We start from the raw sequence: 23,491 nt of genomic DNA, 5'->3' as shown, positions 1-23,491 counted from the left end.
GATCATGGCAACCCGGATCCGCGACCTGTTCGGCGGCGGCAAGGACCGCCCGGAGGGCGTCGTCCAGCACACCGTCGGCAACGCGCTCGTGGTGCACGCCGAGGACGCCATCAGCCCGGAGGCCCAGTCCCTGGCGCTGTCCATGATCGAGGACGCGGAGAACGACGTGGTCGTGCTCGACCTCGGCGACGGGATGCCGATCAGCGCCTGGGAGTCGATGGCCGGGGTGCTGCCGCGCCGCCGCCGGGGCATCCGGCTCATCGCCTGCGGCCGGCACGGCAACTCGGCGGCGATGGCCGGTCAGTGGCTCTCCGAACGCCTCAACCGCACCGTCATCGCCCCGGACGGCGACCTGGTACGCGGCTCCGCCGGAACGCTGTTCGTCCACTCCGCCCCGGGCAGCGGCTGGGTGCGGTTCCGGCCCGGCCGCCCGCCGGCCTGGGACGCCAAGCGCTACCCGACGCCGCGATGGGACCGGGCCGCGATCGACACCCGGCCGTCCAGCGCCACCGCCGAGATCGAGCCGATCCCGGCCGGCGTCTGGATCCACAGCAACCGCGACCCGCAGGTGGTAGACCCGCAACGGCAGCGGCTCACCGCGTACGTGCCCTGCCAGGCGGAGACCATGACAGTGCTGCTGGGCTGCCCCGGCACGCCACCGCTGTCGCTCGACGACGTGGTGCGCTTCTGGCGCGGACTCGACGAGGAGAACCGGCACCGGGTGCGCTTCGTGCAGTTCGGCGAGGTCCGCATCCCCGAGGGGGAGGCGTTCGGCCAGGCGCTCGCCGACCTGCTGAACACCGACGTCACCTGCTACACCGGCGTGCCGATCGGCAGCCCGCACCGGTACGAGATCCGTACCGTGCTGCCCGACGGCGCGTTCGGCTGGGCGCCGTACGCGCTGGAGTTGTCCTACTCGCCCCGGGCGCACCCCAACTCCCGGGCCCGCCGGCCCGCCGTGCTCAGCCACCGCCCGCCGCTGGCCGGCGCCGAGGAGGTCGCACCCCGGGTCTACTGGTTCGCCCCCGGCGCCGTGGTCGAGGTGGTGCAGACCGGTCTCTGGGTACGCTCCACCGCCGAGCCGAGGAACGCCGAGCAGGTCCGGTCCGCGATGCTCGACGCGCGCAGCGGCACGCTCGTCTTCGACGACACCGTCCACTCCACCGCCCACCGGATGCGGGAACTGGCGCTCGACCTCGGCGCACGGGTCGACGGCATGGCGGGTACGAGCCGCGCGCTGATGCCCGCGTCGGTGCTGGTGCCCGGCGCGAAACCGCCCAGCCGGGCGGAGATGGCCGTCGACCTGGAGGCCGAGGCGGCCGCTGTGGGCACGACCGCGCCGGTGCGCGGGTACCTGGAGGTCACCCCGCCCGCCGCCGTCGCCCCGCCCGCGGCGGACGGTGTGGTGGTAGCCGTTCCCGCCCCGGTCCCGGCCCTCTCCGCCGAGCGAGAGCGGACGCCGACGCTGCCGCCGCCCCCAGCGGTGCCCGAACTGCCCCCGTCCCCGGTGGCGCCGCCCGGATCCGAGTTGCCGGCGCCGCCCGCGATGCCGTTCGTGTCCGCGCTGCCGGATCCACCGGCGGTGCCGCTCAGGTCCGAACGGGCGGCCCCGCCGCCGGCCGTGTCCGGACGGCCGCTCCCGTCGCCGCCCCCGGCCCGGTCCGAGCGACCGTTTCCGGCCGCCCCTCCGGTCGCGGCCGGACTGCCCGAACCACCCTCGGCGCCACTGAGATCGGAGCTTCCGGAACCACCCTCGGTGCCGCTCGGGTCCGAGCTGCCGCCGCCGCCCGCGATGCCGCTCCCGACAGCACCGCCGCTTGCGACAGCACCGCCGCTCCCGACCGCGCCGCCGGTGGCACCGGTCGTGGTGGCCGCCCCCACGCCCCCGGCCGGGGTCGGCGAGCCGGTCGCGCCCGCCTTCACCGAGCCGGCCGCCGTCGCCGAGCCGGCCGCACCTGCCGCACCCGCCGCGCCGACGGCACCTGCCGCGCCGGCCGCACCCGCCGCGCCGACGGCACCCGCCGCGCCGGCCGCGCCCGTGGTCGCCGGGCCGGTGGTTCCCGCCGGTTCCGGGCGCGGGCCGTCGGCGGCACCCGCCGAGGACACCGGGGGCGAGGCGTACCCCGGGCCGTCCACCGTGCCGGCCGGCTTCGACGAGCCGGCGCCGCCGACCATGCCCGCCGGTTTCGGCCAGGCGCTCGCGACGCCACCGCCCGTGGCGGCCGGTCCGCCGTCGATGCCGGTCGCGGTCGACCTGCCGCCCGCCGCGCACGCCGGCACCGGCCCGGCGCGGAGCGCCGAGCCGGTGGACACACCCGGGCGGGCAACGACCGCCGGGCCGGCGGAGGACGCCGAGCCGTCGGAGGTGGCCGCCGAGGCGCGGCTGCAGCCGGTGCCCTCGGCCGGCGCGGGCGCGCTGCTGTCGGAGAAGAAGGGGCTCGCCGACGAGCGCGCCTGGCTGCGCCGCACGCTCAGCCGCGAGTTCGACGTGATGGCCAGCTCGGTGTCCCGGATCATGTCCGAGCACCCGGGCATGCAGGGCTCCGGCGTGTCCACCGACGACGTCCTCGCCGACTCGGTCGCGCTGCGGCTCTACCTGACCGGCCGTGGGCCGGGCGTCGACGCGGGCCTGCGGTCAGGCCGCAAGGGGCCGCACGTGCCGTTCGCGCGCTGTGTGGTCGCCGGGGTCTCCCGGATGCCGTCCTTCCGGGGCACCACCGTCTACCGGCTCTCGCCGACCGCCGGGGAGTGGGCGCTCTACCAGGACCGGCGGCTGGTCACCGACTGGAGCTTCGTCAACGCGCTCACCCAGCCGTGCGCCGCCGAGGACGGCGACACCGACGTGCTGATCTGGTCGATGACCGCCCGCCGGACCAGCCTGCTGGAACCCGACGGCGACGAGCACGTCGAGGACCGGGTGCTGTTCCTGCCGGGTACGAGCTTCAAGGTGCTGGACCTGCGCCGGCCCGCGGCGGGCGGGCGCGGCGCGGTGCTGCTGCGGGAGATCGGCGCCAACGAGATCGACGACACCGGCCGGGTCGACTCCAACCGGCTGTCGCTCGACGAGCTGGCGATCACGTCGCTGCGGCGCAGCGTCGACCGCTGGGCCACGGCCGAGCCCCGGGTACGCGTCGGAGCGGCGGCCCGCGGGCGCCTGCGGGTGCTGCCCGGACTGGACCGGAAGGGGTGACGCGGTGAGTCGGCAGGTTCTTGTGGTGGGCGACCGGAGGCCGGGCTCCCATCCGACGATCGGCGCCGCGCTGTCCCGCGCCGAGCCGGGCGCCACGATCGACGTCCACCCCGGCCGGTACGTCGAGAAGCTCGTGGTCGGCGACCGGGTGACGATCAGCGCGGTCCAGCCCGGCACGGTCGAGGTGCACGTCGAGGAGGGCAGCGTTCTCGTCGTCCGCGGCGAGGGCGCCCACCTGCGCGGCATCACGCTCAGCTCAGCCGACGCCACGCTCGCCGCTGTCGACGTGTACGCGGGCGAGGTGGCGCTCGACGACTGCCGGGTCAGCGGCGCCTCCTGGGTGACGCTGCTGGCCCGCATGCAGGGCACCGTCGCGTTGCGCGGCTGCGACGTGACCAGCTCGGCGGGCGCGGGCGTGGTGGTGATGTCGGCCGGTTCGAGCACGATCGAGGACACCGACGTCCACGACGTCGCCACGAGCAGCGTGGTGGCCGGCGAGCAGAGCGCGCTGACGCTGCGCCGCTGCCGGCTGCGTACGGCCGGCGCGAACAGCGTGTGCGTCGGCGGCGACGCCCGGCTCACCGTCGAGCAGTGCGAGATCACCGGCGCCGGCAAGCCCGCCCTGGTGGTCGAGCAGCGCGCGTGGGCCCGCATCCGCGGCCTGTCCGTCACCGGCAGCGGCAACGTCGACGTCTTCGTCCGGGGCGAGGCCGACGTGCAGATCAGCGACTCGACGTTCACCGGCGCGGCGGTGCAGTCGGCGCACATCGCCGAGGGTGCCTCGCCGTCGTTCCGCGACTGCACGTTCGGCGGCGCCGGGCACACAGCGGTCCAGGTGCTCGGCGGCGGCCGGCCGACCTTCACCGACTGCACGATCCAGGACGCGCCGGTGGGCGTCGCCGTCAACGGTGGCGCCCCGCGTTTCCTCGGCCTGACCGTGCGGGGTACGCGGGACAACGTCGCGGTGCTCGCGGGCGAGTCGGCGGTCGTGCTCCAGCGGCTGCGCGCCGAGATCACCACGGGCTCCGGGGTGCTGGTCCAGGACGGCGCCTCGCTGGAGGGCACCGACCTGGTGGTGGACGCGGGCGAGGCGACGGCGCTCGCGCTGACCGGACCGGCGCGGGGCGTCGTGCGCGAGGCCCGCCTCACCGGTACCGGCGCGGCCTGCGTCCGGGTGGGCGCCGGCGCCGACCTGACGCTGCGCGCGGCCCTGCTGCGCGGTTCCGGCGTACTGGCCGAGGGGGCGCTCCAGCTCGGCGACAGCGAGATCGTCGGCGCGGCCCGCGACGGCCTGCGGGTCACCGGCTCGGCGAGCGTCACGCAGACCCGGGTACGTGACGCCCGGGCCGACGGGATCGTCTTCGAGGCGGGCTCCCGCGGGTCGGTGAGCGACGGGGAGGTGTTCGGCAGCGGCGCGGCCGGCATCGGCGTGGACACCGTGGAGCCGGTCGCGCTCACCCGGTGCGTGGTGCGCGACAGCGGCGGCGAGGACGTGCGCCGCGCGCCCGGCGCGACGGTGACCACCGAGGCGCTGACGGTGGGCCGTCCGCAGGCCATGCCCGCCGGCCCGCCGGCCGCCGCGTCGGTCCCGGTCGCCGACGACGAGGGTACGGCCGAGGGGAACGGCTCGGACGAGCTGAGCGAGCCGCTTCGCGAGTTGAACGGCCTGATCGGTCTGCGCGGGGTGAAGCAGGAGGTCACCGCGCTGATCAACCTGATCAAGATGTCGCAGGTCCGGCTCCAGATGGGCCTGCCGATGCCGCCGATGAGCCGGCACCTGGTCTTCGCGGGCCCGCCCGGCACCGGCAAGACCACAGTGGCCCGCCTGTACGGCTCGGTGCTCAAGGAGCTGGGCATCCTGTCCAAGGGCCACATGGTGGAGGCGGCGCGGGCCGACCTGGTGGGCCAGTACATCGGCTCCACCGCGATCAAGACGACCGAGCTGGTCACCAAGGCGCTCGGCGGCGTGCTCTTCATCGACGAGGCGTACACGCTGTCCAGCGGTTCCGGCGGCTCCGGACCGGACTTCGGCCAGGAGGCCATCGACGCGCTGATGAAGATGATGGAGGACCACCGAGACGAGCTGGTGGTGATCGTCGCGGGCTACTCCGAGCTGATGGAGCAGTTCCTGGCCTCCAACCCCGGTATGGCGTCCCGCTTCACCCGTACCATCGAGTTCCCGAACTACTCGGTCGAGGAACTCGTCACCATCACCTCGAACCTGGTCAGCAAGCACTACTACGAGCTGACCGACGACGCGGTGGACGCGCTCACCGCGTACTTCACCCGGGTGCCGAGGAACGCCACGTTCGGCAACGGCCGGGTGGCGCGCAAGCTGTTCGAGGCGCTGATCAACAACCAGGCGTCGCGACTGGCCACCACGCCGCCCACGAAGGACAGCGAACTCAACCGGCTCACCGCCGCCGACGTCGAACCGGAGCTGGCGCTGCTGGAGGACCTGCCGGTCGAGCAGGGTGAGCAACCCGACGCGGCGACCGATCCCACCGGCGCGATAAACGCTGCCCGCAGCTGGAAAAGGATCTGCGGCCTGGTCGGCGGGCAGCGGGTGAAGGAGGCGGCCGGGCAGACGTTGTTGCAGCTCTGCGAGGGGCGCAACCGCCGGCGCGGCCCCGGCCGCACCGGCAACGTGCTGCTCGCCGGCCGGGCCGGCAGCGGCCGCAGCGAGTACGCCCGGCTCTACGCGGCCTGCCTGTCCGAGCTGGGCCTGGTGCCGGTCGGCCACCTGGTGCGGGCGGGCACCAGCCGGGAGCTGGCGCCGCAGTGGCCCGGCCAGACCGGCAGTCTCGTCGACGCGGTGCTCGACGACGCGGCCGGCGGGGTGCTCCAGCTCGACTACGTCGACGACGGCTCCGGCGTGGCGCCGGAGATCGCCGAGGCGCTGGTCGGCCGGATGCGCTCCCGGCTCGGTGACCCGGTGGTGGTGCTGACCGGCGACGAGGCGGCGCTGGCGGGCCTGCGGGCCGCGGTGCCGGCGGTGAACGAGGTGTTCGGCCAGCAGTGGTCGGTGCCCGAGTTCAGCACCGACGAGCTGGCCGCGATCGTGCTGCGGCACCTGGAGCGGCGGGGCCACGAGGTGCCCGACGACGTCCGGGCCGCGCTGACGCAGATGGCCGGGCGGTTGCCCGAGCGCACCGTCCACGCCGCCCACCAGTTCTCGCTCGCGCTGACCCGGCGCACCGGCTCCCGTACCCTCGCCCTCGCCGACCTGGCCGCGCCCGGCCCGGCGGTCGGCGAACGGCTCGGCGGCCTGGCCGCCGTCGGCTGACCACCCGCCCGTCCCGGACAGAAAGGCCCGGCATGCAACCCGAGTCCAAGCCGATCCCGCCCTCGTTCCAGGAGTTCATGGAGAACGCGCAGCGCCTGGAGGACCAGATGCGCGGCGCGCAGGCGGAGTTGGCGAAGGCGGTCGTGACCGGCCGCTCGCAGGACGCCACGGTGGTCGTCATGGCCAGCGGCCTGGGCAGGGTCCAGGCCGTCCGGGTCGACCCGGTGGTATACGAACGGCGTGACGCAGCGTCGTTGCAGGCGGCGATCATGGAGGCGATCCAGGCCGCGGGCGAGAATGCCGGGAAGCTCGCGACGGAGAAGATGGGCCCTGTCGAAATCAATCTTCACTGACTGAAAAAAGTCTGACCAGCGGTTACTCGCACATCTTCACGCCTTACAGCCCTCCGGCCGGAGACTGTGGAGATTTCCTGAAGGACTCTCCATGAGACTGTCAGCCCCTACTGACAGTGATGGAGATGGCTGTGGAGCAAGTTGCCGTCTTTGTGCACGCGCCCGACCCGCTGACCCACACCGGCCTGACCGCCCACCTCCGGTCGTGTCCGGACATCACGCTGCTGGACAGCGCGGACCGCACGCGGGCGCGGGTCCTCGTCGTCGCCGCCGAACGGCTCACCACCGACGTGATCGCCATGCTGCGTCTCGCGGCGACCGAGATCGGCGCCCCGGTCGTCCTGATCACCACGGAGGTCAGCGAGCAGGAACTGCTGACCGCCGTCGAGTGCCGCGTGGTGGCGGTCCTGCCGCGCGCGGCGGTCACCGCCGAACGCCTCGCGCACAGCGTCCGGGCGGCCGCCTCCGGCGGCGGCGTACTGCCCCCGAACCTGGTGGGCGAGCTGCTCAAACACATCGAACGGCTCCAGCGCGACGTGCTCAACCCCAACGGGCTGAACGCTTCCGGCCTGACCGCGCGGGAGATCGACGTGTTGCGGCTGATGGCCGAGGGCTTCGACACCAACGAGATCGCCGACGAGCTGCGCTACTCCGAGCGCACGGTGAAGAACGTCATCTACGGCCTCAACCACCGGCTGAAGCTGCGCAACCGCTCGCACGCGGTGGCCTACGCCCTGCGCTCCGGCATGATCTGAGGTGATCACGCGCCACACCGTCGGCAACGCCCTGGTGCTGCACGCCAGTGAGCGGATCAGCACGGAGGCCCGCACGGTCGCGCTCTCGGTGGACCGGGATCCCGACAACGACATCGTGATCCTCGACCTGCAACACGAGCTGCCGTTCGACATCTGGGACACGGTCGCGACCGAGCTGCGCCGGCAGCGCCTGCGCCGGGGCATCCGGCTGGTGGTCTGCGGCGCCCGTCCGGAGACCGGGGCGCTGGCCGGCCAGTGGCTCTCCGACCGGCTGGGCCGGCCGGTGATCGCCCCCTTCGGGCGGATGATCCCGGGCGCGGCGGGACTGCTGTTCGTGCACGCGACCGACCTGGGCGGCTGGGTCTGCTACCGGCGCGGCCAGACGCCGGTCTGGCAGTCGAAGCGCTATCCCGTACCGGCGTGGGACGGCGCCGCCGTCGACCACCTGACGATCAGCTCGACCTGCGCCGCCGAGCCGCTACCCGGCGGCGTGTGGTTGCGGGAGAGCCGCGACGAGGCCGCCGTCGCCGTACACGGAAGTCACCTCACCGCGACGATGCCGTGCCTGCCGGACGCGATGCCGGTGCTGGTGGGCTGCCCCGGAACGGCGCCGCTGCGCCTGGACGACATTGCCCGGTTCTGGCGCGGGCTGGCGCCCGAGGGCCGCGAGCACGCCCGCTTCGTCCAGTACGGCCCGGTCGCGTTGCCCGAGGGCGACCAGTTCGGGCAGGCGCTGGCCGACCTGCTGCGCTGCCCGGTGCGCGTCTTCACCGGCGTGCCCACCGGCCGTCCGGACGGTCCGGCGATGTTCACCGTCGACACCGACGGGCGGCCCGGCTGGCAGGTCTTCGCCGAGGAACTGGCCTACCGTCCCCGGCAGACCCTGGGCGCGAAGGCGGTGACGCCGCGCATCCTGCGCCACCGCGCGCCGCCGGAACTCGGCGAGCCGGTCGGCCCCCGCGTCTACCAGTACGCCCACGACGCGGTGGTCGAGGTGATCCCGTCCGGCCTCTGGCTGCGCGGCCCCGAGGCGCCCCGGCACGCCGACCGGATCCGCGCGGTGCCGATGGACCCGAACCGCGCCCGGCTGGTGGTGGACGATCCGGCACCGGCCGTGGCTGACCGCCACCGGGAACTGGCCGGCGACCTGACCGCGCGGCTGGACCCGGCGACCCGCGGGCGAACGGCGGTACAGCCGTCCTCGGCCGTGGCGCCGGGACGTCCGGGGCTCTCGGCTCGCGGGTTCGAGGCCGGGACGTACTGGCACACGACCGGTGACGCCGCCGGTCCGGTCTCCGCGCCGCCGGCGGCCGTGCCGCCCGTCCCGGTGCCGGCGGCCGTGCCGGAACCGGTGCCCGTCGCCGTGGCCGGTCCGCCCGCGCCGCCGACCGGCGAGGTGGCCGCTGCCGGGGTGGCCGTTCCCGCCGCCCCGCCGGACGCGGCCCTGCCGGCCGGCTCCGGACTACCCGGCGCGGCGCCGGAGGTGGCCGGACCGCACGGTGCCGGGTCAGGCGTGGCGGGGCCGCACGGCGAGGGACCGGATGTGGCCGGGCCGGTGCTCGGCGGCGGCGCGGGCTGGGCGACCAGCCCGACGATGACGCTGCCGGTGCACCGTCCCGCACCGGCGCCCGTCCGCTTCCAGCGCACGCCCGGCGACGACGCGCGGGGCGTACGCCCGGGGCCCGACCTGGACGAGGAACGGACCTGGTTCCGGCGCGCGTTCCGCCGGGAGATCGCCGCCGTCGCCGCCGACGTGGCGGGCGTGCTCGCCGCGCACCCGGCGCTCGCCGGCGGCGCCGGCGCGGTGGAGTACGCCACCGCCGTCCGCCTCTACCTCTCCGCCGCCGGTGACGGCCTGGACCAGGCGCTGCGGTCCGCCGAGCCGGGTGGTCACGTGCCGTTCGCCAGGTGCGTGTCGGCGGGCGTACGCCGGCTGCCGGCGCACCGCGGCGTCGCGTACGCCGGCGCCGAGCTGACCACGGCGGACCTGCGCCGGATCGCGCAGCGCCGGGTGCTGACGGACTGGGGGTTCACAAACGCGCTCGCCGAGCCGCCCGCCGACCTGCCGGGCACGGTCGAGGTGCTGATCTGGTCGGCCACGGCGCGGCGCACCGCCGTGTTCGAGACCGGCGACGGCGTGCCGGCCCGGGTCCTCTTCCTCCCCGGTACGGCGTTCACGGTGCTCCAGGTGCAGGAGCCGGAGGCCGGTGCCCCGGCCCGGCTGCTCTTGCGGGAACTGACAGTGGAGGAGCCGCCGGTCGACGGGCGGGTACGCTTCGACGCCCTCGCCCTGGCCGCCCTGCGCCAGCATCTCGCGCGCCGCACCGGCCCGGGTACGCCGGTCCCGGCGGCGGCCGCGCGCCGGTTCACGGGCGTACCCGGGCTGCGCTGAGGGCCTACCCGTCGCGGAGGGCGGCGAGCGTCGCCCGCTGCGCCTGCGACAGCCGGCGGCTCGCCAGGGCGCGGCGCACCAGTTCCCGGCCCGCCTCCGGCGCTTGGCGGAACAGCTCGTCGCCGTGCGCGACCAGCCAGCCGACCAGCCATTCGTCCACCTCGGGCGGACCGGCGAGCAGGTGTTCGGCGATCCGGATGAGCGCGCCTCCGTTCTCGGCGAGCGCCTGCGCCGCGTGCCGGTGCAGCGTCGGGCGCAGCGCGGCGGGGATGCCTGCGGCGAGCGCCCGCCGCAGCACGGGTTGCCGGAACGCCAGCTCGCTGCCGGCGGCCACGAGGACGTCGGCAGCGACCGCCTCCTCCAGCCCGGCCATCAGGTCGAACGGCGACCGTCCGGTGACCGCCGCGACCTCGGCCACGGCGAACTCGCCGCCGAGCAGGGCGGCGTAACGCAGCGCCTCCCGGGCGCCGGGGGAGAGGTGGTCGAGGCTGGCCCGCACGGTGTCCAGGAGCGAGCGCGGCATGTCGTCGGCGCGCGCGTCGACCTCGGCGAGCCCGTCGACCACCCGTACCGCGTCCTCCGCCACGAGTCCGGCGACCAGTTCCCGGGCGTACAGCGGATTGCCGGCGGCCAGCGGCGCCAGTGACCGCAGCGTGGCGCCGGGCGGCACGCCCACCGTCGTACCGAAGATCTGTTCGATGTCCGGCGCGGGCAGCGGGGCGAGCCGGATCAGGTGCCCGTCGCGGGTGCTCACCCCGCGCCGCAGCCGGGCCAGGTCGCGGCGACCGGGCTCGGGCCGGGCGGTCGCGACGAGCAGCAGCGGCAGCCACCGGGTCAGCGCGGCCAGCCGCTCCCAGGCCAGCAGGCTCACCTCGTCGGCCCACTGGAGATGGTCGACGGCCAGCACCAGCGGGCCCGTGGCGGTCAGCGTCCGGACGTGGTCGAGCACCCGGTCGACGGCCGTGGCCAGGTCCTCGTGCGGCGCGTCCTCCAGGGCCAGCGCCCGGAGCATCACGTGCAGCGGGATGCGGCTGGTGAGTTCCTCGGCGACGCCGCGCGCGACCCGGTGGCCCCGCGCCCGCGCCTCGTCCAGGGCGGCGTCGAGCAGTGCGGACTTGCCGATGCCCGGCTCGCCCTCGATCCACACGATCGCACTGCGGCCCGCTCCCAGCAGGCCGGCCAGCAACGCCAGGTCGCCGTCGCGTCCGACCAGGGCACCCCGCGGCGGTACGGCGGGCGCCGCCACGGCTGCCGAGGCGGCCGGTGCCGCAGCGGCGGCCGGCGTCGGCTCGGCGAGGATGCGGCTCTGCAGCCCGCGCAGGGCCGGGCCCGGCTCGACGCCGAGTTCGGCAGTGAGCACCCGGCGTGCGGCGTGGAAGACGTCGAGCGCCTCGGTGCCCCGGCCCGCCCGGTGCAGCGCGCCCATCAGCAGCTCGTGGAACGGCTCGTGCAGCGGGTGGTCGCGGACCAGGCCGGTCAGCTCGGCGATCAGCGCGTCGTCGCCGCCGCCGGCCAGGACCAGCCGGGCCCGCCGCTCCGCCGCGGCGATCCGCAGCTCCGTCAGGCGGTGCCGGTCGAGGTCGGCGAAGAGGCCGGTGACGTTCGCGTACGCCTCGCCGTGCCAGAGCGCGAGCGCCTCGTCGAGCAGGGCCACTGCCTCCCCGGACCGCCCGGCGGCGGCCGCCGCCCCGGCCGCCTCGCACAGCCTCTCGAACCGGTCGGCGTCCAGCGCGCCCGGTTCGAGGCGCAACGTGTAGCCGGTCCGGCCGGAGCGCAGCAGCCCTCCGGCCGGGCCGAGGCCGCGCCGCAGCCCGGAGACGTAGGTGTAGATGTTGCCCGCCGCGGTGCTCGGCGCCGACTCGCCCCAGAGCGCGCGGATCAGCTCGGTGCGGGTGACCGGGCGGTTGGCGTTCGCCGCCAGCACCGCGAACAGGGCCCGCCGCCGGGCCGGGCCGAGGTCGATCTCGACCTCGCCGTTCCAGGCGCGTACCGGCCCCAGAACGGTGACGCGCAGTCTTCTCACCGCTGGCCGGAGACCGGTGTCCCGACGGCGATCCGGTCCATCTCGGCGCGCGTCGCGGCGTCCCCGGTGTGCGCCGACACCCAGCTCGCCTCGGCGCCGGCGGGCAGCCCGCTGCGGTGCAGCACCCGGGCCAGCTGCGCGGTGAGCAGCTCGCGGGCCGGTGCGGAGAGGCCGGGTGCGGCGACGGCGTGCCGCAGCACCGCGATCGCGGGCGCGGGGGCGACAGCGCTCAGCTGCGCGGCGTGCGCGGTGAGCCAGTCCTGCACCCACGCGTCGACCGGCACCGGCCCGGCCAGCAACTGGCCCGCGACCCGGCCGAGGTCGCCGCCGGCCTCGGCGAGCCGCTGGGCGAACTGCCTGTGCATCAGCACCCGCAGCGCGGTCGGGATCGCGCCGCGCAGGACCCGGCGGATGACCGGGTGCCGGAACCGCAGGCGGCGTCCGTCCTCGACGAGGAGGCCGGCGGCCAGCGCCTCCTCCACGGCCGGCAGGAGCTCCGGCGCCGATCTGCCGGTGACCGCTGCGAGGTCGGTCACCAGGTAGTTGTTGCCGAGGAACGCGATCGCCCGCAGCAGTTGACGGGTGTCGTCGGCGAGCGGTTGCAGGTGCCGGGAGACGGCGTCGGTCAGTTCCGGTCCGGGCGTGTCGGCGGTCCGGCCGTCGCGGTCGGCGAGCACGAGATGCCGCAGGTAGTACGGGTTCCCGGCGGCCGCCGCGACGAACGAGCGCGCGGTGCCCAGATCCGGGCCGGGCGGGCGGGACCAGGTGCGCACCAGGCCGGCCGCCGTGTCGTCGTCCAGCGGCCCGAGTTCGATCAGCGCGGTGCCGTCGCGGGGCAGCACCCGGCGCAGGAGCCGCACCTCGTACCCGGCGGGCACCGGGCGGGCGGCGGAGACGAGCAGCAGCGGCAGCCGCGTGGTGAGCTTGTGCAGCGCGTGCCAGATCAGCAGCGACATGTCGTCGGCCCACTGGAGGTCGTCGAGGACCAGCAGCAGCGGCCGTTCGGCGCACCGCGCGACCACGAACCGCTGGACCGTGTCGATCACGGTCATGGTCGGTGACGCCCCGCCCGTGCAGGCGTGCAAGGAGGCGGGCAGGCCGGCGTCGCCCAGTGACAGGCACTCCAGCACGATGCTCAACGGCATCCGGTACGCCAGCTCGTCGCCGACGGCCCAGCCGACCCGGACGCCGAGCGGGGCCGCGCCGCTCAGTCCCTCGGCCAGCAGCGCGGACTTCCCGATGCCGGCCTCGCCGCTGACCCAGACGCTGCCGCCGCGTCCGCCGGCCAGGCCGGTGACCGCCGACCGCAGGTGGGCCAGCGCGGCGGAGCGACCCCGGAAGCCGGGGTGCCGGGACGGCGCCGGACCGGGGGCGCGCGGGTGCGCCGGGTTGCCGCCCAGGAGCTGTTCGTGGATCTGCCGGAGCGCGGCGGCGGGTTCGGTGCCGGCCTCCTCGACCAGCCGGTCCCGCAGTGCGGCGTACAGCGCCAGCGCCTCGGCGGTACGCCCCTGCGCGGCCAGGGCCCGCATGGCCACCGCGTACAGGCTCTCCCGGGCCGGGTGGCGGCCGGCGAGCGCGAGCAGACGGTCGACGACCTCGGCGCCGCGTCCGAGGCCCAGCATCAGCTCGGCCTGCCGCTCCACTGTGGTCAGGTACAGCTCGCCGAGCCGGATCCGATGGCCGGCGGCTCGTGGTCCCGGTACGCCGACGAGCGCCTCGTCGCCCCGCCACTCGGCCAGTGCGGCGTCCAGCGCGGCCAGTTCACCGGCCGTGTCCCCGGCGGCGCGCGGCGCGCGGCTGCGCTCCCGTAACCGCTCGAAGCGGTGCACGTCGACCGCGTCGGCGTCGACGTGCAGCCGGTAGCTGCCGCCCTCGGATGTGAGCACCCCGCCGGAGGACCACCTGTGCCGGTCCGGTTCGAGCATGCGGCGCAGGGCGGAGACGTACGTGTAGAGGTTGCCGGTCGCGCTGGCCGGGGGATGCTCACCCCAGACGGCGGCGATCAGCTCGTCCCGGGACAGGCCCCGCTCCGGGGTGAGCGCCAGCGCGCTGAAGACGGCCCGGCGCTGAGCCGAGCGCAGTGGCAGTTCCCGCCCGGCGTACGTGATCCGGAGACTGCCCAGCAAGCGGATGTCGAAGCCACTGCACTGTGCCGTCATGCCGTCCTCGTGGTGACCGGATACCTGCCTCGGTGACAACCGTTCGGCGGAACCCTAGCCCAACCATCTACCATGTCAACTTCGTGTGGATGGCCGGAAGGCTTACGGCACAGGGCTTTCCGGTGCGCGAAATGTTTACCTCCGGCCGCCGGTGGTCGCGCTAGCAGGCAGTCTTCGCGAGGCCGGTCCAGACCGTCCACGAGGGATCGGCGGGCGGCCGTGCGTACCGGCGAGACGATACTCACCTCGGCGGGGGCCGGCGTCCGGCGCCGGCCCCCGCCGGAGTGGTTCAGCTGCCGGCGCAGGTGGCGGTGGCGCCGCCGCCGCTGCCGGTGCCCTGGAATCCGAAGGTGGTGGTCTGCCCCGCGCCGAGCCGTCCGTTGTAGCTCTGGTTGGCCACCGTGACGGTGCCGCTGGTGCCGCTCGGCACGCCGTTCCACAGCGAGCTGATCGCGGCGCCGCCGGGCAGGGTGAGCGTCACCCGCCAGCCGGTCAGCGCGGCGCTCCCGGCGGTGACCGTCACGCTGGCGACGAAGCCGCCGTTCCACTGGTCCTGGACGGCGTAGACGGCGGTGCAGGAGGCCCCGCCGGGCGGCGGGGTGGTGGGCGGAGGCGTCGTCGGCGGCGGCGTGGTGGGCGGCGGGGTCGTGGGCGGGGGAGTGGTGGGCGGCGGGCCGTCGAGCGTCAGGTTCTTCTGCTGCACGCTCCACTGGGTGCGGCACAGCCCGCAGTCCGGGCCGACGAAGTTGGCCCCGGCGCCGATGTCGCCCTTCAGCCGCCACTTGAGGTAGAGCACCGCGACCCGGCCGAACTCGCCGCCGTTGGGCTGGTCGTACGTGCCGCCGTGCCCGACGTTCAGGTTGCCCATGAAGGCGGGCAGCCCGGGCGGCAGCTTGCCCCAGTCGTCCATCGCGTTCGGGTACGCGATGTCGCTGGGCCCGCCGACGATGTACGCGATCGGCTTGGTCAGCCGGCGCAGTTGGTAGTCGTCGGCGTCGTTCAGCAGGCCGCTGCTGAAGATGCCGGTGGTGGTGACGCGCGGATCGTTTGAGACCGCGTACGCCTCCAGGCCGCCGCAGGAGAACCCGGCCACGGCGATCTTCGTGGTGTCGATCCGGTTGTAGTACTTGCTGCCCGACCGGGAGTTCTCCGCCACCGCCCAGTCGATGGACTGGGTGAGCATCTGGGAGTTCGTGGAGCCGGAGCCGTTCGGTGCGCCGTTGGCGATGGCGAGGAAGCCGTGGGAGGCGATCTCGCGCAGGAAGTTGCCCTGGGAGAGGCCGTTGGCCGAGCACGCGCCGTTGCCCCACACCAGGACGGGAAGGCGCTCGGACGGGAGCGTCTGGGGCCGGAAGATGGTGTGGTTGGGCAGGCTCGACGAGGTCTCGTAGTCGGCGGGGTAGGGCCCCGAGCCGCCGATCGCGGCGCCCGCCGGTGTCGCGCCGAGCGCGACGATCACCGAGGCGATCGGGACGACGGCGGCCGCCAGCCCGGCGTAGATCTTCGATCTTGTTCTCATGCGTCCTCCAGGGGACGTCGTGACGGCGCTCCCTGGGAGGTGGTGGTGGCGGTCTGTCGGCCACGTCGGCGTGGCGCCGCCGGGTGCGTCCCCGCGGGGGGACCGGCGGGAGCTTTGCAGTTACTATCACCGCCGTAACCAAATGTGTCAATGCACGTCGGTCGATGCCTGACGCCGATTTGGTTGACAACTCAACTTTTCTCCGGCACGGTTGGCATCGATGCGCATCGCTCCTGGCGGGGCGGGAAACCGCCGCCCCTCCCTGGCCGCCCACCGTCCCTGGAGGACAGAATGCGCACGTCCACCATGCGAATCGCCGCCGGTCTCGCCGCCGCGGCCCTGACCGTCCCGCTGCTCGCCACGCCCGCCGCCGCCGAGCCGGCGACGATCCCGAACCCCGACACGGGCCTGGTCTTCTACTCCAGCAATCCGCTCGCCGTGGTCGCCCGGCAGGCCGCGCCGGACGGTCTCTGCCGCCCCTTCCCGGCGGACTCCGACTGGTTGCTGGCCTGGAGCGGAGGCTTCCAGAACGTCATCGGCTACAAATCCGCCGACTGCGGCGGCGAGGGGTACGGGCTCGGCCTCTTCCGGGGCTGGACGACGCGCGGCACCTTCGGCTCGTACCGGACGCTCTGAGCGACCCCCGCGACGCCGGTCCGCGGCACGTGAGCGTGGCGTGCCGCGGACCCCTCGCGTCAGAGGTCTTGCATAGCAAGGTATCTTGCGAAGCATGGACGGTGCACGCGAGCGGATCACCACGAACATCCGCAAGGGCGTGCTGGAGTTCTGCGTGCTCGCGTTGCTCGCGCGGCGCGACATGTACGGCCTGGAACTGGCCGAGTGGCTCGCCGTCCGTGGCCTGACCGCGAGCGAGGGCAGCCTGTATCCGCTGCTCGCCAGGATGCGGCAGGCGGGCACCGTGGAGACCCGGTGGGTGGCGCCCGAGCAGGGGCACGCCCGGCGGTACTACACGATCACCGATCAGGGGCGGGCGCACCTGCGGTTGTTCGCGGGGGTGTGGCGGGAGATCCAGCCGCACGTCGACGAGTTGATGGCGGAGGAGACATGAGCGACGACGGCCTCCCGGAGGCGGCGGAGACCTATCTGCGGGCCCTCGACGCGGAGTTGTCCGAGGTCCCGCCGGGCGCGGCGGGCGAGATCGTCGCGGACGTCCGCGCGCACATCGCCGACGCGCTGGACGGTGGACGCGACATCGCCGAGATCCTCGCCGGTCTCGGCGAGCCGCACGAGGTGGCGGGCCAGGCGCGGGAGGAGCTGGGCCTGCCGGTCCAGGACGGCGCGGAGCGGGCCGCCCGGATGCTGTCAGTGGTAGCGGTGGCGGCCGGTGTGCTGATCGCCGTGTGCGTGAGCTTCCTGCTGCCGTCCACCGTGCCGGTGTACCCGCTCGGCGCCGACTCCGGCGAGCAGGGCCTCGTCCGCCGGTTCGGCCCCGGCATCGCGATGCTCACGGTGCTGCCGGCGCTCCTCGCGGCCGCGCCGCTGGTGCTGCCCGACCGGGTCCGCGGCGCGGCCCGGTTCGCCGGCGCGGCGGTGCTGGCGCTGTTCGCCTGCGCGTCCGGCGAGATCGGCCTGCACTACTTCCCGCTCGCGCTGGTGGCCGGTGCGGCGGCGCTGGTGCCGTGGGCGTTGCGGCGCGGAGCCGGTGGACGGTGGGGGCACTACCTGACCGGCGGGTTCGTGGCGATGCCCGGCGTGCTCGTGGCGGTCGCGTCGGCGGGCGGCTCGGTCGGCGTCGGCTGGGTGGGCGCGGCGCTGTGGATCGCCGCACCACTCGCCGTCGGCGCGCTGTGCGCGTACGGCATGCGGGCCGGTTACGCGGTGACCGCGGTGGCCGGGGCGCTCGTGATGACCCTCGCGATGGCCGAGCGCGGCTTCCTGTTCGCCGCGTTCTGGCTGTTCGGCGGCCTGTACCTGGCGATCGGCGCGAGCGGGTACGCCGCGTCGCGGGCCGCCGCGGCCGACCCGGCCGGGACGCCGGATCCGCCGGTACGACCGCGACCCGCGCCGGCCCCCGGCACCTGACCGGGGGCCGTGGCGCCACGGCCGGCCCTAGCCGGCGGCTGCCTGTGCCTCCGCGTCGTGGGCGGCCATCTGCTCCTGGCGTCCGGGCTCCTCGCGCAGGATCGCGGCGTGCAGCCACGCGTCCGGGATGGCGAAACCGTCCACCAGCGTGCGCATGTACGGCCGCAGTTCCTTGAGCAGCCCGTTCACCACGCTGGTGATCGTCTTGGACCGGGCCGGGGTGAGCCGGCCGTGCTCCAGCAGCCAGCCCTTGTTCGCCTCGATGACGCTCAGCGCGTACAGGTCGCAGACCCGGGACAGCAGCTCCTTGACCGCCGGGTCGGCGGTGGCGTCGATGCCGGCGACGAACGCCTCCAGGGTCACCCGGTCGACGTGCGCGGCGGCGACGGCGAGGACGTGGTCCTGCACGTCGTTGAAGATGTCGAAGGGACGGTCCTTCTTCGTCGACGCGCCGCCGCGCAGCCGGCGGACCGCGCTGTCCAGCAGGTGCTCCTCGCGGTCCTCGAACACCTTGAGCTGCCAGCCCCGGTCGGTGACCGCGACCTCGTCGTCGCGGCCCGGCACGGCGCCGACCAGCCGCGCGATGAGCGCCCGCGCGGCGGTGCGCTCCAGCACCATCTCGCGTACCTGCTCGGCGACGAAGGAGGCGCGTCCCCAGCCGTCCAGCGAGCCGAACTCGTCCCGGTAGCCGGTCAGCAGCCCCTTGGCGACCAGCTGGAGCAGCACCGTGTTGTCGCCCTCGAACGTGGTGAACACGTCGGTGTCGGCCTTCAGGCTGGGCAGCCGGTTCTCCGACAGGTAGCCGGCGCCGCCGCACGCCTCCCGGCACGTCTGGATGGTGCGCGTCGCGTGCCAGGTCTGCGCCGCCTTGAGCCCGGCGGCCCGGGACTCCAGCTCCCGCTGCCGGTGCTCGTCGACCGGCCCGTCGCCGCCCTGGATCTCGTCGAGCGCGGCGACCAGCTCGGTCTGGGCGAAGTGCAGCGCGTACGTGGTGGCGAGCGCGGGCAGCAGCTTGCGCTGGTGGGCCAGGTAGTCGTTGAGCAGCACCTCGCGGTCGCCGTCGCCGTCGCTGAACTGGCGGCGGATGTCGCCGTAGCGCACCGCGATGGCGAGCGCCGCCTTGGTGGCCGCCGACGCGGCGCCGCCCACGCTGACCCGGCCCCGCACCAGCGTGCCGAGCATGGTGAAGAAGCGGCGCGAGTCGTTCTCGATCGCGCTGGAGTACGTCCCGTCCTCGGCCACCTGCGCGTACCGGTCCAGCAGCATCTCCCGGGGCACCCGGACGTGGTCGAAGCTGAGCCGCCCGTTGTCCACGCCGAGCAGCCCGGCCTTGGGGCCGGCGTCGCCGATGCTCACGCCGGGCATCGGGTTGCCGTGCTCGTCGCGGATCGGCACCAGCCACGCGTGCACCCCGTGGCGGTGCCCGCCGCTGATCAGCTGGGCGAAGACCACGGCCATCCGCCCGTCCCGCGCGGCGTTGCCGATGTAGTCCTTGCGCGCCGCCTCGTGCGGCGTGTGCAGGTCGAAGGTCTGCGTCAGCGGGTCGTACACGCAGGTCGTGCGCAGCTGCTGCACGTCCGAGCCGTGACCGGTCTCGGTCATCGCGAAGCACCCGAAGAGACGGCCCTCGACGATGTCCCGGAGGTAGGCGTCGTGGTGGCGCTTGGTGCCGAGGGCGGCGACCGCGCCGCCGAACAGGCCCCACTGCACGCCGGCCTTCACCATGAGTGACAGGTCGACCTGCGCCAGCATCTCGGTGGCGACGATCGAGGCGCCGATGTCGGACCGGCCGCCGTACTCGGCCGGGAAGCCCGCGGCGATGCCCAGCTCGACCGGGAGTTCGCCGAGCAGCCGGGTGATCCGCTCCCGCGCCTGGTCGCCGGTCTCGCCGTAGACCGGCAGGAAGCGCTCGTCGAGGTGTTTGCGGTGGGCCTGGCGGACCTCGGACCACGGTCCGTCGAGCGTCTCCTGGAGGCGGGCGATGTCGATTCGGCCGGACGCGTGATCGAGCATGGTCGCTCCTCTGGGGCAGCGGACATTTGGGTGCACTCTCGGCCTGATCAACATTACCGGCGGTCACCGGACCCCGCTGGCGGAGGCCGTGGTGAGCCGTGCCACCCGCCTCGGTCGCTTCCGGGGCTGAGGTTAGGCTGTCCTCACTTCGAGCACTGGAGGCGTCCCCTCGTGTCCCCGCAACCCGCCGGCCGCGCTGTCACGGCCCGGTACGTGCTCCGTCAGGCGTTGCGCCGTCAGCGGCGTCCGGTGCTGATCGGCGTCACGCTGCTCGGCCTGCACCAGGTCGCCGAGGCGCTCGTGCCGGTGGCGATCGGCGTCATCATCGACCGGGCCGTGGTGACCGGCGACCCGTGGGCGCTGGCGTACTCGGTCGCCGGCCTCGCCACCCTGTTCGCCGTGCTCGCGTTCGCCTACCGCAACGGCGCCCGCCAGGCGTTCGCGGCGGTGGAGCGGGAGGCGCACCTGCTGCGGGTGGAGATCGCCGAGCGTGCGCTCGACCCGCGCGGGCACCGTTCCGGCCTGCGCGACGGCGAACTGCTCTCCGTCGCCGCCTCCGACGCCGAACTCTCCGCGTACGTGGTGCGGGTGGCCGGGTTCGGTGTCGCGGCGGTGACCGCGCTGACCGTCGCGGCGACCGCGCTGCTGGTCATCGACATCCCCCTCGGGCTCGGCGTGCTCGTCGGCGTGCCGGTGCTGGTCCTGGTGCTGCAACGGATGGCGCCGCTGCTGTCCCGGCGCAGCGCCTCCCAGCAGGAGGCGCTCGCGGAGACCACCGCGCTCGCCGTGGACCTCGTCTCCGGCCTGCGTGTGCTGCGCGGCATCGGCGCCCAGCACCACGCCGCCGGCCGGTACGCCGCCGCCAGCCGCAACGCCCTCGCCGTGACGCTGCGCGCCGCGAACACCAAGGGACTGCACCTCGGGCTGACCACCGCCGCCAACGGCCTGTTCCTCGCGGCGGTGGCCGGGGTGGCCGGCTGGCTCGCCCTGCGCGGCCGGCTCACCATCGGCGAGCTGGTCACAGTGGTCGGGCTCGCGCAGTTCGTCGCCGAGCCGGTGCAGACCATGGGCTACTGCGTGCAACTGTTCGCGATGGCCCGCGCCTCGGCCGCCCGGGTGGCGCGCGTGCTCGGCGCCGAACCGCTGACCCGGCCCGGCGACGCCGCGGCGCCGCCGTACACGGACGGGCCACGGCTCGCCCTCGACGACGTCGGGCACGCCGGGCTGGACGGGGTGAGCCTGCGCGTCGGCCCCGGCGAGATGGTCGGTGTGCTCGCGTACGACCCGGCCGACGCCGAGGCGCTGGTGGCGCTGCTGTCCGGGCGGGTGCCGCCGGACCAGCGCCGGGGCGCCGTACGCGTCGACGGCGTGCCCGCCGACGAGCTGCACGTCGACGCGCTGCGCGGCACGGTGCTCGTCGAGCCGCACGACGTGACGCTGTTCGAGGGCACGGTGGCGGCCAACCTCGCCGCCGGAGCCCGGACCGAGGAGGCGAAGCTGCACGCCGCCGTCCGGGCCGCGGCGGCGCAGGACGTGGTGGACGCGCACCCCGGCGGCCTGGAGCACCGGCTCGTCGAGCGGGGCGCGAACCTCTCCGGCGGGCAGCGCCAGCGGCTCGGGCTGGCGCGGGCGCTGCACGCCGACCCGCCGGTGCTGGTGCTGCACGACCCCACCACCGCCGTCGACGCGGCCACCGAGGCGCAGCTCGCCGACGGACTGGCGCGGGCGCGCCGGGCGGCGCCCCGGGGCACGGTGCTGGTCACCAGCAGCCCGGCCCTGCTGCGGATCACCGACCGGGTGGTGGTGATCGCCGACGGCCGGGTGACCGCCGAGGGACCGCACGAGCGCCTGCTCGCCGAGGACACCCGCTACCGCGAGGAGACACTGCGGTGACCGCCGACCCGCGTACCCCCGGCCGGACGTTGCTGCCTGTCGCGTCCGCCCGGCAGACCTGGACCACGCTCGCCGCCCGGTTCCGCGAACGGCCGGGCCTCAGCGCCGCGGCCGCGACGGTGCTCGTCGCCGCCGCCGCGGGTGGCCTGGTCGCCCCCTGGGTGCTCGGCCGCCTGGTCGACGACGTCATCGCCGACGCCCCGGCCTCCCGGATCGCCGGCCGGGTGGCGGTGATCGCCGCCGCCGCGGTGCTCACCGGCCTGCTCACGGCACTCGGCGCCGCGCTCGCGTCCCGGCTCGGCGAGACGGTGCTGGCCCGGCTGCGTGAGCGCGTCCTCGACCGGGCGCTGCACCTGCCGTCCGCGACGCTGGAGCGGGCCGGCACGGGCGACCTGCTGGCCCGCGTCGGCGACGACGTGGCGGTGGTGACGAACGTGATCGCGGTGAGCGGCCCCGCGTTCGTCGGCGCGCTGCTGTCCGTGGTGCTCACCGTGTTCGGGCTGGTCGCGCTGGACTGGCGGCTCGGCCTCGCCGGGCTGGTCGCCGCGCCCGCGTACGCGCTGGCGCTGCGCTGGTACCTGCGGCGCTCGGCGCCGTACTACGCCCGGGAGCGGATCGCCACCGGCGAGCGGACGCAGGCGATGGCCGGCGCGCTGCGCGGCGCGGCGACGGTGCGCGCGTACCGGACCGAGGACGCGCACGTGGCCGCGATCGCCGAGCGTTCCGGCGTGGCGCGGGACCTGTCGCTGGAGATCTTCAACCTGCACACCCGCTTCGGGCTGCGGATCAACAGGTCGGAGTTCCTCGGCCTGGCCGCGGTGCTGGTGGCCGGGTTCTTCCTGGTCCGCGACGACCTGGTCACCGTCGGCGCGGCGACCACCGCCGCGCTGTACTTCCACCGCCTGTTCAACCCGATCGGCCTGCTGCTGATGGAGTCCGACTCGGTGTTGCAGGCCGGCGCGAGCCTCGCCCGGCTGGTCGGCGTGGCCGAGCTGCCCGACACCGCGCCAACCGCCGCGTCCGGCCCACCCGCCGCGTCCGGCCCACCCACCGCGTCCGGCCCACCCACCGCGTCCGGCCCGGCCGCCCGGCCCGCCGGCCCGCGCGGCGCGGCGGCGCTGGACGTCACGGTGCGCCGGCACCACTACGACGACGGCCCGCTGGTGCTGGCCGACGTCGAGCTGCGCCTGGCGCCGGGGGAGCGGGTCGCGCTCGTCGGTGCCAGCGGCGCCGGCAAGAGCACGCTCGCCGGCATCGCCGCCGGGATCATCGCGCCCACCGACGGATCGGTACGCCTGGACGGCGTGCCGCTGACCGGGACGGGCGAGGCCACCACCCGCCGCGACGTGGCGCTGGTCAGCCAGGAGGTGCACGTCTTCGCCGGTGCGCTCGCCGAGGACCTGCGCCTGGCCGCCCCGGACGCGACCGACGCCGAGCTGCTGGACGCGCTGGACCGGGTCGGCGCCACCACCTGGCTGCGTGCCCTGCCGGACGGGCTGGCGACGCCGGTGGGCGAGGGCGGCCACCGGCTCACCGCCGCCCAGGCCCAGCAGGTGGCCCTGGCCCGGCTGGTGCTCACCTCGCCCGCCGTCGCCGTACTGGACGAGGCGACCGCCGAGGCCGGCAGCGCCGGAGCCCGCGACCTGGACCGGGCGGCCCTCGCGGCCACGCGGGGGCGTACCACGCTGATCGTGGCGCACCGGCTCAGCCAGGCGGTCACCGCGGACCGGATCGTCGTGCTCGACCACGGCCGGATCGTGGAGCAGGGCACGCACGACGAGCTGCTCGCCGCCGACGGCCGGTACGGGCACCTGTGGCGTTCCTGGCGCGTCCCCGTATGATCACCGACCGCTCCACCGCCCAGG

14 protein-coding genes are annotated in these 23,491 nt (G+C 75.2%); 10 read left to right on the top strand and 4 right to left on the bottom strand.

The features are described 5' to 3' along the window. The first annotated feature begins 4 nt into the window (after positions 1-4). The 5 genes from AB0B20_RS04005 to AB0B20_RS03985 all read left to right on the top strand — a co-directional run bounded on the left by AB0B20_RS04005 (position 5) and on the right by AB0B20_RS03985 (position 9,976). Positions 5-3,190: a hypothetical protein gene (locus AB0B20_RS04005; protein ID WP_357467907.1), complete on the top strand. Its 3,186-nt coding sequence runs from the start codon at positions 5-7 to the stop codon at positions 3,188-3,190. Positions 3,191-3,194: 4 nt separating this feature from the next. Continuing rightward, complete coding sequence (locus AB0B20_RS04000) at positions 3,195-6,476, top strand: right-handed parallel beta-helix repeat-containing protein (RefSeq protein ID WP_357467904.1); 3,282 nt, start codon at positions 3,195-3,197, stop codon at positions 6,474-6,476. 32 nt (positions 6,477-6,508) lie between these two features. Continuing rightward, positions 6,509-6,829, top strand: a complete 321-nt coding sequence (locus AB0B20_RS03995; protein ID WP_357390932.1) for a YbaB/EbfC family nucleoid-associated protein — start codon at positions 6,509-6,511, stop codon at positions 6,827-6,829. 119 nt (positions 6,830-6,948) lie between these two features. Then, entirely contained in the window at positions 6,949-7,584 is a 636-nt protein-coding gene (locus AB0B20_RS03990; protein ID WP_357390930.1) for a response regulator transcription factor, read from the top strand. Position 7,585: 1 nt separating this feature from the next. Continuing rightward, entirely contained in the window at positions 7,586-9,976 is a 2,391-nt protein-coding gene (locus tag AB0B20_RS03985) for a hypothetical protein (RefSeq protein WP_357467901.1), read from the top strand. Positions 9,977-9,980: 4 nt separating this feature from the next. Here AB0B20_RS03985 and AB0B20_RS03980 read toward each other — a convergent pair whose 3' ends face one another. The 3 genes from AB0B20_RS03980 to AB0B20_RS03970 all read right to left on the bottom strand — a co-directional run bounded on the left by AB0B20_RS03980 (position 9,981) and on the right by AB0B20_RS03970 (position 15,677). Continuing rightward, the gene (locus AB0B20_RS03980; RefSeq protein ID WP_357467897.1) at positions 9,981-11,999 is read right to left on the bottom strand and encodes a BTAD domain-containing putative transcriptional regulator; all 2,019 of its coding nucleotides are present in this window, start codon (positions 11,997-11,999) and stop codon (positions 9,981-9,983) included. Continuing rightward, positions 11,996-14,158 carry a BTAD domain-containing putative transcriptional regulator gene (locus AB0B20_RS03975; protein ID WP_357467894.1) on the bottom strand — a complete coding sequence of 721 codons (2,163 nt, stop codon included), beginning with the start codon at positions 14,156-14,158 and terminating at the stop codon, positions 11,996-11,998. Before AB0B20_RS03975 ends, AB0B20_RS03980 begins: the two co-directional genes overlap by 4 nt. A gap of 289 nt (positions 14,159-14,447) precedes the next feature. Next, positions 14,448-15,677, bottom strand: a complete 1,230-nt coding sequence (locus AB0B20_RS03970) for a cellulose binding domain-containing protein (protein ID WP_357390922.1) — start codon at positions 15,675-15,677, stop codon at positions 14,448-14,450. A 291-nt stretch (positions 15,678-15,968) separates the two neighbouring features. Between AB0B20_RS03970 and AB0B20_RS03965 the strand changes: the two genes are divergently transcribed. The 3 genes from AB0B20_RS03965 to AB0B20_RS03955 all read left to right on the top strand — a co-directional run bounded on the left by AB0B20_RS03965 (position 15,969) and on the right by AB0B20_RS03955 (position 17,720). After that, positions 15,969-16,313, top strand: coding sequence for a hypothetical protein (locus tag AB0B20_RS03965; protein WP_357390920.1), 345 nt, complete (start codon positions 15,969-15,971; stop codon positions 16,311-16,313). A gap of 94 nt (positions 16,314-16,407) precedes the next feature. Next, entirely contained in the window at positions 16,408-16,746 is a 339-nt protein-coding gene (locus AB0B20_RS03960; RefSeq protein ID WP_357390918.1) for a PadR family transcriptional regulator, read from the top strand. Then, a complete protein-coding gene (locus AB0B20_RS03955) occupies positions 16,743-17,720 on the top strand; it encodes a hypothetical protein (protein ID WP_357467890.1) in 978 nt (325 codons plus the stop codon). Before AB0B20_RS03960 ends, AB0B20_RS03955 begins: the two co-directional genes overlap by 4 nt. Before the next feature lie 27 nt (positions 17,721-17,747). Here the strand turns inward: AB0B20_RS03955 and AB0B20_RS03950 are convergent, their stop codons facing one another. Beyond that, positions 17,748-19,733, bottom strand: a complete 1,986-nt coding sequence (locus AB0B20_RS03950) for an acyl-CoA dehydrogenase (RefSeq protein ID WP_357390914.1) — start codon at positions 19,731-19,733, stop codon at positions 17,748-17,750. Positions 19,734-19,904: 171 nt separating this feature from the next. Between AB0B20_RS03950 and AB0B20_RS03945 the strand changes: the two genes are divergently transcribed. Continuing rightward, a complete protein-coding gene (locus tag AB0B20_RS03945) occupies positions 19,905-21,626 on the top strand; it encodes an ABC transporter ATP-binding protein (RefSeq protein ID WP_357390912.1) in 1,722 nt (573 codons plus the stop codon). After that, positions 21,623-23,467, top strand: a complete 1,845-nt coding sequence (locus AB0B20_RS03940) for an ABC transporter ATP-binding protein (RefSeq protein ID WP_357467886.1) — start codon at positions 21,623-21,625, stop codon at positions 23,465-23,467. The genes AB0B20_RS03945 and AB0B20_RS03940 overlap by 4 nt, the downstream gene beginning before the upstream one ends. Positions 23,468-23,491 lie beyond the last annotated feature (24 nt).

The organism is Micromonospora sp. NPDC049151, assembly GCF_040648395.1.
Taxonomy (GTDB): Bacteria; Actinomycetota; Actinomycetes; order Mycobacteriales; family Micromonosporaceae; genus Micromonospora.
This window is presented reverse-complemented; position numbering and strand designations above follow the sequence as displayed.